This is a genomic window from Pedobacter sp. (assembly GCF_031119335.1).
Classification (GTDB): Bacteria; Bacteroidota; Bacteroidia; order Sphingobacteriales; family Sphingobacteriaceae; genus Pedobacter.
On the sequence record NZ_JAVHXT010000005.1, the window covers coordinates 1 to 12,121 of the forward strand.

A 12,121-nucleotide genomic window follows, 5' to 3' on the forward strand; every position below is an offset into this window, starting at 1 on the left:
TGGATTAAATATTACGCGTTTTGGCTTGGTAGCTACAATATAATCGAAATATTCTGGTTGTGTGGCTGGACCTATATATAATGTAATCGTATCAACATCATTATATATAGCTGATGGTTTTTCGATAGACACACCCGCAACCTCGCCTTTCTTAATACCTACATTTACGATTTGGTGACCTCGTCCTGTTAACATGTGCGCTGCTTTGTAAGCATATCTGCTTGGATCTGGACTTGCTCCTATGATTAATGTCTTTTTCATTTTTCTTTGTATTGATTACACAGATTTTTGGATTATCTTCGATGAGCTCGCAAGCTTGGCTGCACAGATTAAACGAATTTGAAGAACTAATGTTTATGCTGATTTAGAATTGCATTTGCACAGTTGATCCCATCTATTGCTGCAGATACAATTCCGCCTGCATAGCCTGCGCCCTCAGCACATGGATAAAGGCCTTTGATTTGAGGATGTTGATAGGTTTCTTTATCGCGAGGAATACGGACTGGCGATGAAGTTCTGCTTTCTACTCCAACCAAAATAGCTTCGTTGGTGTAATAACCTCTCATTTTGCGACCAAATACGGGCAGTGCACCACGTAAACTCTCGGAAACAAACTCAGGAAGTACGTTATCTAGCATTGCACTTTTTGTTCCTGGCAGGTAAGAATTTTTAGGTAAATCTAACGACAGACGGTTTTCTACAAAGTCGACCATACGCTGGGCGGGCGCTACCAAGTTGCCTCCGCCTGCTTCGAAAGCTTTTTGCTCTATTTCTGCTTGAAAACGTAGCATCCGTAGTGGATCGTAACCCTGAACGTCATCTAAAGTTACCTGAACTACAGTACCTGAATTTGCGTAAGGGTTATTTCGCTTTGAGGGCGACCAACCATTGACTACGATTTCGTCTAAGCCTGTAGCGCAGGGAGCAATAATACCTCCAGGACACATACAGAATGAAAATACGCCACGACTTTTAACCTGCTCTACCAAACTATAGTATGCTGGCGGAAGGTATTCGCTCCTAATATCACAATGGTATTGCGCTTGATCGATGATATCTTGAGGGTGTTCTATCCTTACACCGAGGGCAAAAGGTTTGGCCTCTATTAAAATATTTTTACGATGTAAAAGTTCGTAGATATCTCTTGCCGAGTGCCCAGTGGCTAAAACAACTGACTTTGCGAATATTTTTTGATCGTTATTGACGATAATCCCTTGAACACTTCCATCTTTAATAATTAAATCGGTTAGTTTGGAATCGAAGAGCACCTCACCCCCCGCTTGGAGAATGGTTTCCCGAATGGCGGTAATGATATGCGGTAGTTTATTCGTGCCAATGTGTGGACGTGCATCGATAGTGATATCTTCGTCGGCGCCGTGTTGCACAAAAATTTGCAGTACCTTATTGATATCACCACGTTTATTTGACCGGGTATATAATTTACCGTCTGAGTAGGTTCCGGCGCCACCTTCGCCATAACAATAATTAGATTCTGTATTTACAACGCCTTGCTTATTTATGGCAGCCAAATCTCTACGACGTTGCTTTACGTCCTTTCCACGTTCTACTACTATTGGCTTTAAACCATTCTCTAGACACTGCAATGCAGCAAATAGCCCGGCTGGACCAGCACCTACAATGATTACTTTTTTGTCATCGCTTACTTTGGGATATCTGAATGTTTGTTGTTCCGAGGTGTAAGCTTCATCGATAAAAGCTCGAACTTGCATGCGATAAACAACTTTCCTAGAACGGGCGTCGATGGAGCGTTTTAGGATCTTGAAACTTGTGATTTTATTGGCACTTATGTTAAGTGCTTTGGCTAAGCTTTCTGTAATTGCCGTCTGGTTATCTACATTGTGAGGTACAATGGTTATTTCAATGTCTTTCTGCATATCATAGTCAAGTTTTTATCTCGAACAATACAAAATTAGGAATATTGTTGGATTGTTTTATTGTTAAATTGTCTGATTGTTGTACTAACAGATATTAGATGCTCTTATTTTATTTCTTATCTTGTGGTTAAATATGGCAAGTTGTCAGTTTTTTATCTGTTTTAGTAACAAGGAACGGATATTGATATCTAATCATCAAAATAAAAAACCTAAAAAGAAATAACATGAAAAAAGTTTTAATTGGAATTGTTGCGATTGTTGCAATAGTAGCTTTGTTTAGTGGCTGTGGATATAACAGTTTGGTAAAGCTAGATGAAGATGTTAAAACAAAATGGGGGGCTGTTGAAGCACAGTACCAACGTAGAGCGGATTTAATACCAAATTTAGTAAGTACCGTAAAGGGTGCTGCAAAATTTGAGGAATCAACTTTGACGGCTGTAATTGAAGCTCGTAGCAAAGCAAGCCAGATTACTGTAGACCCTAATAAGCTTACTGAAGAAAATATGCAAAAGTATCAACAAGCTCAAGGACAGATCACACAGGCTTTGGGTCGTTTGATGGTATTAACTGAAAATTACCCACAATTGAAAGCTACAGATCAATTTAGAGATCTGTCTGCACAATTGGAAGGAACCGAAAACAGAATTACTGTTGCCCGTACAGATTACAACAACTCTGTACAAACTTACAACACCAAAGTAAGATCGTTTCCTAATAACCTAACAGCTGGAATGTTCGGTTTTTCACAAAAAGCGGCATTTAAAGCTGACGCTGGTTCTCAAAATGCTCCTAAGGTAGAATTTTAGTTATAAAACCAACTTTTAATGGGGTAATGTATAAGTTCGCATTTGAATTATACATTACCCTTTACTTTTTAATTTATACTTATGTCTATTTTCACTACCCAAGAACAGGAGCAAATTGCCCATGCTATTACAGAAGCTGAAAAAGCGACTTCTGGAGAAATTAGGATTGCCGTTGAGAAATACTGCAAGGGAGATGCTTATGAGAGAGCGACGATTTATTTTCATGAATTAGGAATGGATCAGACTTCGCAACATAATGGTGTACTGATTTATTTAGCCACAGAAGATCATAAGTTTGCTATTATTGGTGACAGGGGGATTAATAAATTAGTTCCATCTGATTTTTGGGATACGACTAAAACGGCAATGAGAGCTCATTTTATGGCTGGAAATTTATGCGAAGGGGTTATTGCCGGAATTGCTTTAGCTGGAGAAAAACTATCGACTTTTTTCCCGAATAAAAATGATGATGTGAACGAACTTCCGAATGACATCTATTTTATAGACCAACACAAAAGCTAATTCAATTATTGCTATTTACTAATCATCACTTATTATATATACGGATGAAAAAAATATTTTTGCTATTCACGTTACTGCTCACCTATGCTTTTGGATTTTCTCAGGATTTCCCGAAGAAATCTAATACGCTCGTAAATGATTTTACCAATACCTTATCTGCCGATCAAGTAGCTAACTTGGAGAGAAAACTTGTAGCGTTTGACGATTCGACCTCAAACCAGATTGCTGTGGTGATCATGAAATCTGTTGGCGATTACGATATTAATGAATATGCCTACAAGCTGGGAAGAAATTGGGGCGTTGGCGGTAAAGAAAAGAACAACGGTGTGGTTTTGCTAGTTGCACTTGGCGACCGCAAACTATCGATACAGACCGGATATGGTCTAGAGGGTGCACTACCAGATATTTACACTAAACGAATTATAGAAAATGATATCAAACCCTTTTTTAAAGAAGGAAATTATTATGCAGGCATTGATGCTGGAACTAATGCTATCATTTCTTTAGTAAAGGGAGAATATAAAAACGATAAACCGAGAGCGAAAAAAAGTGTTGGTGGTGCTGGTTCTGGCATCATTATATTGATCATCATTATTGTGATTATCATTATCATGAAACGAGGTGGCGGTGGTAATGGCGGTGAAGTGATTGGTAGTCGTGGTGTTTCTGATGCTATTTTCTGGGGAATGCTACTTGGCAGCGGTCGTAGTTCTAGAGGTGGTTTTGGTGGCGGCTTCGGAGGTGGGAGCGGCGGCGGCGGTTTCGGAGGCTTTGGCGGTGGAAGTTTTGGCGGCGGCGGAAGCAGTGGAAGTTGGTAACTGGAGTTACGATTTAGAAACAAACGCCCAACGCTAAACGCAAAAACGATAAAAATGTACAGAAGAGATTTACTTACAGCAGAAATTGAAAGGCTTGCGCAAGTTTTAGCTAGAATTATGGGTTTGAAATTAGAGGGAGATTTAGCGCAAGCTGGTTTACTGTTAAACGAAACTTTAGAGACTTCTTTCAATTTACCGCCTTCTGTTCTAGAAAATAGCGAGCTATCTGTTTTTGAAAAATGGCTTAACGAAACTGGTATGCCAGCCGAAAAACTGGATACGCTGAGTGAGTTTCTATATTACGAACTAGGGATTAGTCCAGAGCGAAATGCCTTGATTGCCACAAAACTAAATCTTATCTATAAAGTTTTAGCAGAGAAACATAAAATTGTGCATTTGACAAACTTTCATAGACAGGAAATTATACAGCAGTATTTACCCTCTGCCCCCTAAAGGGGGTATCAGCAAAATGCACAAAAGCATACAACTTTACAACAATCTACATGGAAATAAAAAAATGGCAGAAACTTGCCTCAAAATATTTAGTACAAGAAAAATGGGCAACTTTAAGAGTAGACACCTGCGAATTACAAAATGGAACTGTTAAGGATGATTATTACGTGCTGGAGTACCCTAACTGGGTAAACGCCGTGGCTTTAACAAAAGACAACCAAATTATTATGGTACGTCAATATCGCTTTGCGGGAGATATCATTTCTTTGGAAATTCCTGGTGGCGTAATTGATGGCGATGAACTGCCTGAAGTTGCAGTTAAACGAGAGTTACTTGAAGAAACTGGCTATAGCTTTGACAGTTGCGAGCTCATTGCAACTTTGTACCCAAATCCGGCGACGGCAACTAACCAAACCTTTACTTACTTACTAAAAGGCGGCGTAAAAACTCATGAACAACATTTAGATGAGCATGAGATTTTAAATGTAGAACTTTATAGTATTGATGAAGTAAGGCAATTGCTTAAAGACAATAAGATTGACCAAGCACTGCATGTGGCTGGTTTGTTTTATGGGTTGGCGAGGTTGTAGAGAATACAAATTTTCTCGTCATTGCGAGGCAAGAAGCAATTTTAAAGCGATATATAGCCCTTCTAAAGTCGTAAGATTGCTTCGTACCTCGCAATGACGACTCTCTAATATCCACTCAACAATGAACATAAAAAAAGCTGAGCAAATTTGCTCAGCTTTTTTTTATGCGTTTGAAATAAATATTAACTCATTTTCAGCTTTTTCTGAATATCGTTTACGTATGCTTTAAACTTCTTGTCAGTTTCTATTAAATCTTCCACCGTTTGGCAAGCATAAATTACGGTTGAGTGATCTCTACCACCAAAGAATGCACCAATTGTCTTCAATGAAGATTTGGTATGGCTCTTAGACAAATACATTGAGATTTGACGAGCTTGTACAATTTCACGTTTACGTGTTTGCGATTTCACCATGTCTACTGGCACCTCAAAATATTCGCAAACCAATTTCTGTATATATTCCATCGAAATTTCTTTCGAAGTATTTTTGATAAAATTCTTTAACATCTGCTTAGCTAACGCTAAATCGATGTCTTTCTTATTCAGAGTAGACTGCGCAAGTAATGAAACCATTGCTCCTTCTAGCTCACGAACGTTATTATCAATATTGTGTGCCACGTATTCAACCACCTCGCCTGGCAATTCAATACCATCAGCATACATTTTCTTTTTAAGGATAGCTACACGAGTTTCTAAATCTGGCACCTGCAAATCAGCAGATAAACCCCATTTGAAACGGCTTAACAATCTTTCTTCTAAACCAGCTAAATCTTTAGGTGCTTTATCTGATGTTAAAATTACTTGCTTACCTGATTGATGTAGGTGGTTAAAAATGTGGAAGAAGATATCCTGAGTTTTTTCTTTACCTGCAAAGTTGTGCACATCATCCATAATGATTACATCCATTGCTTGGTAGAAGTTCACAAAATCATTAATGGTATTGTTCTTTAAAGAATCTACAAATTGTTGGCAGAATTTTTCGCAAGACACATAAATCACCAGTTTGTCTGGCATGTTGCGTTTAATCTCGTTACCAATAGCTTGGGCCAAGTGGGTTTTACCTAAACCAACTCCACCATATATCATTAAAGGATTAAAAGAAGTACCTCCCGGCTTTGCTGCTACTGCATAACCCGCAGAGCGGGCCAAACGGTTGCAATCTCCTTCTATGTAATTATCAAAGGTGTAATTAGCGTTTAATTGAGGGTCTACATTCAGCTTTTTTAAACCTGGAATAATAAACGGATTTTTAATGTCTTTATTAATTGAAACAGGTATAGGCATAGACTGTGTTTTAGCCTCTGCGCCATTTCCGTTAGACGGCATGTTTGTAGTATACGGAGAACCCGTGCTAGACGACTTGTCTACCACAATGTTGTACTCCAATCTACCCTCGTCTCCTAACTGCTTTTTTACCGTTTTTCTAAGCAAACCAACATAGTGTTCCTCAAGCCATTCGTAAAAAAATAAACTAGGCACCTGTATGGTCAAAACTTTGCCTTCTAGCTTAAGGGCAGATATTGGTTCGAACCAAGTTTTGAAACTTTGATTCGGAATATTATCCTTAATGATTTGAAGACAGCTATTCCACACTTCGGTACAAGTTTTTTCCATATCGTTTTCTATAATTTATTGGTTTTCAGCTCTAAATGGTACAGTTTGATACTGCACATTTGGGACTTCGAATATTCAAAAAATTATCAACATTCCGAATATTTTTTTGAATTATTTTGTAACTCCTTAATCAGCAACAGCATAAACAAGCCCACCTAAATAATTGATGTTAATAACTATTTTTCCACATCACTTTTAGGAGTGTTTTAGTACTCTCCAAACACTTCACGCATACAATTTGCTATTTCTCCTAAGGTAGCATATTCTTCTACAGCAAGCAATATAAAAGGCATTAAATTTTCAGTTCCTTTTGCTGCCCTTTTCAAATTTAAAAGTGCAGTTTCAACAGCTTCATTATTTCTATCTGCTTTTAATTTTTTCAGCTTATCTATTTGTATAGCTCTAATAGATTCATCTATATTAAAAACCTCATCAAAGTTCTCTTCTTTTTGAGTGAATTTATTTACTCCTACAATAACCCTATCGCCACTTTCTATTTCCTTTTGATATTGGTATGCCGCATTGGCAATCTCCTGCTGAATGTAACCATTCTCTATCGCATTAACCGAACCGCCCATCGCTTCTATCTTATCTATATATATAGTAGCAGCAGTTTCTATTTCATCAGTCAGTGTTTCTATAAAGTAAGAACCAGCCAATGGATCAACCGTATCAGTAACGCCACTTTCAAACGCAATAATTTGTTGTGTGCGCAAAGCGATTTTGGCTGCTGCCTCCGTTGGTAGCGACAAGGCCTCGTCATAACCATTGGTATGTAAAGATTGCGTACCACCTAAAACTGCAGCGAGTGCTTGGTTAGAAACCCGCATCACGTTGTTAAGCGGCTGTTGTGCCGTAAGCGTAGAACCGCCAGTTTGTGTGTGGAAACGTAGCATCATTGCTTTTTCGTCTGTTGCGCCCAAGTTTTTAACGATGTTTGCCCACATCCGCCTTGCGGCCCTGAATTTGGCAATTTCTTCAAAGAAATTATTATGGCAGTTAAAGAAGAATGATAATCGCTTGGCAAATACGTTTATATCCAAACCTTTTTGCAGTGCCGCATTTAAATATGCTTTCCCGTTGGATAGTGTAAAAGCCAATTCCTGAACTGCTGTAGAACCTGCCTCTCGAATATGATAGCCTGAAATAGAAATCGTGTTCCACTTTGGCAATTCTGTGCTGCAATACTCAAAAATATCTGTAATGATGCGCATTGAGGGTTTTGGCGGATAAATATAGGTACCCCTAGCTGCGTACTCTTTTAAAATGTCATTCTGAATTGTTCCTGAAATTTGAGATAGATCTGCGCCCTGCTTTTTTGCCAATGCAATGTACATCGCCAGCAAGATAGAAGCAGTAGCATTAATCGTCATCGAAGTGGTAATTTTCTGCAGCTCTATACCGTCAAACAAAATCTCGATATCCTTCAACGAATCTATTGCCACACCAACCTTTCCAACCTCGCCTTCGGCCATATCATCATCCGAATCGTAGCCAATTTGTGTAGGCAAATCGAAAGCTACGGATAAGCCCATCGTGCCTTGTGCCAATAGATAATGATATCTCTTATTGGATTCTTCGGCAGTGGAGAAGCCTGCATATTGGCGCATGGTCCACAATCTACCACGATACATATCTTTCTGTATCCCTCTTGTAAAAGGAAACTCCCCTGGTAATTCTTCCGGTTTGGAAACGGCCGGATATACATCCTTAATTTCTATTCCAGAAGTGGTTGTATGTTTCTTGTCCATATTTATTTTTGGTTAACTGGTTAATTGTTTGAATTGGTTAATTGCTGAAATTGGGCAACCGGTTAATTATCTAATCGGTTAACTTGCAACCTACCAATTGCTAATTGAAACCTCTATCGATTAACTAATTAAACAGTTTAAACGATTAACCTTTTTAAACAACCTAAAATAGTTGATGTATATCTTGCTTAATTAAGCCGATTGTTAGCTCGTAAGGATTTTCGGCTATCTCGCTCATGTGGTTCAGCACTCTCTTGCTCAATTCTACTCCAGAACTGTCTGAAGGTAAGTTTTTCACTGCATTGTTGATCATTGCAATGGTATCGTCCTTCAATTTTTGGATGACTTTCCAAGTAGCTGGTTCTAAGTAAAGCTGCTGCGTAATATTATGTTGAAATTCAGTTTTAATTTCGTTTACTGCTATGATTTGTAAGGCTGCAGTTTCAATTCCAGATTGATGCAAGCGCAATAATAAGTTCGATGGATTTATCCTATCTACAAAAATGATCATGCGTTCATGAGCTTGCAAGCGAAGGCTTAAAAAATCTGCTTTACTATCAGACTGCACTGGTTCTTTTCTGCCCTTTAAAAACGACATTATATCATTCCTTACCATGTAATAAGCTACTACCACAATGATAGTACCACCCAATGCTAGTGTTGCCGAGTTTAAAAGAAATTTGCTTAAATCCATTTTAGTTTTGTTTATACATCGTAATATTAGCCATAACGACAGGCAAAAATGTACATAAATATTTATATTTGTTTATCATAATTTTAAAATAAAGATGAGTAATCCTGTTGAAACAACTTTTGCACCTGTAACCTTTACTTTGGGTGCAGTTGCCGAATTAAATAAGCTTAAAGACCAACAAGAAATTGCTGACGACTTTGGGCTACGTGTTGGCGTTGAAGGTGGTGGCTGTTCTGGCATGAACTACGTTTTAGGTTTTGATCAAAAAAAAGAAGGCGATCAAGAATTTGTGATAGATGGCATCAAAGTATTTATGCACAAAGCACACCAAATGTATTTGATGGGCATGCAGATTGACTGGCAAGACGGCTTAAACTCAAGGGGTTTTACTTTTAACAACCCTAATGCGGCTAGTACTTGCGGCTGTGGCACAAGTTTCTCTGTTTAGAGGCCTCCCCCAACCCCTCCAAAGGAGGGGAGCGATAAAATCGGCATATAGTATTAAAAGTATACCATACTTTGTAACATTTTGCGATGTCTCGTTGTCTTAACAGCGAGACTTTTTATTTTTACATAGGCGTATTTTAAAAAGAAAGTGTAGCTTTCCTGCCTATTTAACATCCAATTACCAGCAATGAACTATAAAGAAAACGTACGATTAGCGATGCAATCTATTAAAAGTAACCGTTTACGTACTTTTCTTACAGCTCTCATTATTGCCATTGGTATTTCTGCGCTAGTAGGCATTCTAACCACTATAGATGCCATAGAGTATAAAATGACTGATGCTTTTTCTAGCATGGGTGCCAACTCTTTCACCATTAGAAACCGAGGTACAGGTATTAGAATTGGGGGTTCTGGAGAACGACCGAAAAGTTTTAAACCCATTAGATATGAGGATGCCCTTAAATTTAAAGAAAGGCTAAATTCACCAGCAGGCGTATCTGTCAGTGTTTTTGCTAGTGGAGGGTCTACCGTTAAATATGGACAAGAAAAAACCAACCCAAACGTTAATATTCGCGGTATAGATGAAAATGGGCTGCCTGCGCAAGGTTTGGAGTTAGCCCAAGGCAGAAGTTTCAACAATGCGGAGGCTTTGGGCGGACCAAATATTTGCATTATTGGTTCGGAAATAGCAAAAACACTTTTTAAAGGCGCAGATCCGCTAGATAAAGTTATCACTGCAGGTAACAATAGACTGAGGGTGATTGGCGTGCTTGCCGCAAAGGGTTCTAGTATGGGCGCAAGTATAGATCGTGCAGTTTATGTGCCTTTGTTTAAAGCCAAGCTAATCAATTCAAATGCTAACCCGTCTTACACCATTACCGTGTCGGTGCAAACGCAAGATTTAATAGATAACATTATTGGCGAATCTACCTCTACTTTTAGAGCTATCCGCAAGTTGAAAATTGGCGAAGCCAATAACTTCGAAATTACCAAAAGTGATGCTGTAGCCCAAACACTTTTCGAGAATTTAAAATTGGTAAGGTGGGGCGGTATCGCTATTGGTATCATCACCTTATTGGGTGCATCAATTGCATTAATGAACATTATGCTAGTATCGGTAACCGAACGCACCCGCGAAATTGGTATCAGAAAAGCCATTGGTGCCAACCCAGTGGTTATCAGGAAACAATTTCTTATAGAAGCTATTGTAATTTGCCTTTTAGGTGGTGTTATGGGTATTTTACTCGGAATAGCACTGGGCAATATTGTCTCTATGATGATGGGTGGCGGTTTCCTTATCCCATGGGCATTTATAGCTGGTGGTTTAGCGCTTTGTATTGTAGTGGGCATTCTTTCTGGTTATTACCCAGCACAAAAGGCATCCAAGTTAGATCCGGTAGAGGCGTTACGTTACGAGTAATAGTTCCTGTCGATTTTTTTGAAAAACAGGTGTTGGCAATGCTTGGCTTATGTAGCCCTTCTTTCCGCTGCAATCTTTTTGTTTGCTCCTGCACTGTCATTCTGAGCGCAGCGAAGAATCTGTTTGTTCAGTGCTTTATACTTTCAGATTCTTCGCTGCGCTCAGAATGACAAAAAACAAAAAGTATTTCCGCTACAATAAGGTTTATATTTTAAAGAGAGATGTTCTTGGCAAGTAAATTTCAGACTTACGAAGTTTTGAAACGGCGAAGCCCTCAGCTAACAATTGAATAACAATAATATTAAATTTAAACTTCGTAAGTCTAAAATATCTACAGCAACAAGTTATTCAACTGTCCTTGCGCTATCAACTTTTCTACCCTCGATGTATTTAAACTATCTTTTAATGCCCGTGCATGGCGCAAATGATGCATATCGCTCCCTAAAAAAGAAATGCAATTGTGATCTACCAAGTTTTCCGCAGTACTTTTTACACCTTTACCGTAATATCCGGTAAGCGAAATAGTGTTCAATTGCAAAAAGCATCCGTACTCTCTAATTTGCAGATAGTTTTCTATACTACCGTGATAATACGGATAGCGCTCCGGATGCGCCAATACCGGATAAAACCCAGCGTCTTGTATTTTAAACAATACGTCCAGCAAATTTGGGGGCTGATTGATGTAAGAAAGCTCAAATAACAAATATTTGTCACCAAAACCCAACACTTCCTTTCTATCCAGTTTATTAATAAAAGTTTCGTCAAAGTAGTATTCTGCAGCTGCTTCAACTTCTAAGTCAATTTCATTTTTCAGGAGGCCTTCTCGTAAAATATCTAACCCCCTATTGATGCTATCAGGCGTATTTCTATAAAAATCTGCCATCACGTGCGGTGTAGCAATCAGCTTTTTAAAACCAAGCGATACAAATTTTCTCGCCATTGCCAAAGAGGCTTCTAAATTTGGTGCGCCGTCATCAATACCAGGAATAATATGAGAGTGCATATCAGTACCTATCGAAGAAAAATCGATACTAGGTTCTTTACTGCGCTTTTTGAATAGACCAAACACTTGATGAAGTTAAAAGTAAAAATTTGAAATTTGTAGATGTAGC

The 12,121-nt window shown here is 38.6% G+C and carries 13 protein-coding genes; 7 read left to right on the top strand and 6 right to left on the bottom strand.

Annotation, left to right across the window (positions count from 1 at the left end; all coding sequences use genetic code 11):
- Together REI64_RS06930 and REI64_RS06935 are read right to left on the bottom strand one after the other, a co-directional pair.
- Window positions 1–261: CoA-binding protein (locus REI64_RS06930; RefSeq protein WP_308849384.1), on the bottom strand; the 261-nt coding region annotated here is incomplete at its 3' end.
- Between the two features lie 86 nt (window positions 262–347).
- Complete coding sequence (locus tag REI64_RS06935; protein ID WP_308849385.1) at window positions 348–1,895, bottom strand: FAD-dependent protein; 1,548 nt, start codon at window positions 1,893–1,895, stop codon at window positions 348–350.
- A gap of 224 nt (window positions 1,896–2,119) precedes the next feature.
- Between REI64_RS06935 and REI64_RS06940 the strand changes: the two genes are divergently transcribed.
- From REI64_RS06940 to REI64_RS06960, 5 genes are all read left to right on the top strand, one after another.
- Complete coding sequence (locus REI64_RS06940; protein ID WP_308849386.1) at window positions 2,120–2,701, top strand: LemA family protein; 582 nt, start codon at window positions 2,120–2,122, stop codon at window positions 2,699–2,701.
- 81 nt (window positions 2,702–2,782) lie between these two features.
- Window positions 2,783–3,223: a TPM domain-containing protein gene (locus tag REI64_RS06945; protein ID WP_308849387.1), complete on the top strand. Its 441-nt coding sequence runs from the start codon at window positions 2,783–2,785 to the stop codon at window positions 3,221–3,223.
- Between the two features lie 44 nt (window positions 3,224–3,267).
- Window positions 3,268–4,041, top strand: a complete 774-nt coding sequence (locus tag REI64_RS06950; RefSeq protein ID WP_308849388.1) for a TPM domain-containing protein — start codon at window positions 3,268–3,270, stop codon at window positions 4,039–4,041.
- 54 nt (window positions 4,042–4,095) lie between these two features.
- Entirely contained in the window at window positions 4,096–4,494 is a 399-nt protein-coding gene (locus tag REI64_RS06955; RefSeq protein ID WP_308849389.1) for a hypothetical protein, read from the top strand.
- A gap of 50 nt (window positions 4,495–4,544) precedes the next feature.
- Window positions 4,545–5,084 carry an NUDIX hydrolase gene (locus tag REI64_RS06960; RefSeq protein WP_308849390.1) on the top strand — a complete coding sequence of 180 codons (540 nt, stop codon included), beginning with the start codon at window positions 4,545–4,547 and terminating at the stop codon, window positions 5,082–5,084.
- 182 nt (window positions 5,085–5,266) lie between these two features.
- Here REI64_RS06960 and dnaA read toward each other — a convergent pair whose 3' ends face one another.
- From dnaA to REI64_RS06975, 3 genes are all read right to left on the bottom strand, one after another.
- Window positions 5,267–6,697, bottom strand: a complete 1,431-nt coding sequence (gene dnaA / locus REI64_RS06965; RefSeq protein WP_308849391.1) for a chromosomal replication initiator protein DnaA — start codon at window positions 6,695–6,697, stop codon at window positions 5,267–5,269.
- Between the two features lie 206 nt (window positions 6,698–6,903).
- A complete protein-coding gene (locus REI64_RS06970) occupies window positions 6,904–8,448 on the bottom strand; it encodes a methylmalonyl-CoA mutase family protein (RefSeq protein WP_308849392.1) in 1,545 nt (514 codons plus the stop codon).
- Between the two features lie 163 nt (window positions 8,449–8,611).
- Window positions 8,612–9,142 carry a hypothetical protein gene (locus REI64_RS06975; protein WP_308849393.1) on the bottom strand — a complete coding sequence of 177 codons (531 nt, stop codon included), beginning with the start codon at window positions 9,140–9,142 and terminating at the stop codon, window positions 8,612–8,614.
- Window positions 9,143–9,236: 94 nt separating this feature from the next.
- On the opposite strand from REI64_RS06975, the gene REI64_RS06980 reads away from it, so the two are divergent.
- The gene (locus tag REI64_RS06980; RefSeq protein WP_308849394.1) at window positions 9,237–9,590 is read left to right on the top strand and encodes an iron-sulfur cluster assembly accessory protein; all 354 of its coding nucleotides are present in this window, start codon (window positions 9,237–9,239) and stop codon (window positions 9,588–9,590) included.
- Between the two features lie 186 nt (window positions 9,591–9,776).
- Window positions 9,777–11,009, top strand: coding sequence for an ABC transporter permease (locus REI64_RS06985; protein WP_308849395.1), 1,233 nt, complete (start codon window positions 9,777–9,779; stop codon window positions 11,007–11,009).
- Window positions 11,010–11,340: 331 nt separating this feature from the next.
- On the opposite strand, the gene REI64_RS06990 is transcribed toward REI64_RS06985, so the two are convergent.
- A complete protein-coding gene (locus REI64_RS06990; RefSeq protein WP_308849396.1) occupies window positions 11,341–12,078 on the bottom strand; it encodes a CpsB/CapC family capsule biosynthesis tyrosine phosphatase in 738 nt (245 codons plus the stop codon).
- Between the last annotated feature and the right edge of the window lie 43 nt (window positions 12,079–12,121).

Excerpts from the sequence above, each read along its gene's own strand:
- REI64_RS06985 (WP_308849395.1), top strand. The coding sequence starts at position 9,777 with ATGAACTATAAAGAAAACGTACGATTAGCGATGCAATCTATTAAAAGT.
- REI64_RS06970 (WP_308849392.1), bottom strand. The coding sequence starts at position 8,448 with ATGGACAAGAAACATACAACCACTTCTGGAATAGAAATTAAGGATGTA.
- REI64_RS06945 (WP_308849387.1), top strand. The coding sequence starts at position 2,783 with ATGTCTATTTTCACTACCCAAGAACAGGAGCAAATTGCCCATGCTATT.
- REI64_RS06940 (WP_308849386.1), top strand. The coding sequence starts at position 2,120 with ATGAAAAAAGTTTTAATTGGAATTGTTGCGATTGTTGCAATAGTAGCT.
- REI64_RS06960 (WP_308849390.1), top strand. The coding sequence starts at position 4,545 with ATGGAAATAAAAAAATGGCAGAAACTTGCCTCAAAATATTTAGTACAA.
- dnaA (WP_308849391.1), bottom strand. The coding sequence starts at position 6,697 with ATGGAAAAAACTTGTACCGAAGTGTGGAATAGCTGTCTTCAAATCATT.
- REI64_RS06975 (WP_308849393.1), bottom strand. The coding sequence starts at position 9,142 with ATGGATTTAAGCAAATTTCTTTTAAACTCGGCAACACTAGCATTGGGT.
- REI64_RS06955 (WP_308849389.1), top strand. The coding sequence starts at position 4,096 with ATGTACAGAAGAGATTTACTTACAGCAGAAATTGAAAGGCTTGCGCAA.
- REI64_RS06935 (WP_308849385.1), bottom strand. The coding sequence starts at position 1,895 with ATGCAGAAAGACATTGAAATAACCATTGTACCTCACAATGTAGATAAC.
- REI64_RS06980 (WP_308849394.1), top strand. The coding sequence starts at position 9,237 with ATGAGTAATCCTGTTGAAACAACTTTTGCACCTGTAACCTTTACTTTG.
- REI64_RS06950 (WP_308849388.1), top strand. The coding sequence starts at position 3,268 with ATGAAAAAAATATTTTTGCTATTCACGTTACTGCTCACCTATGCTTTT.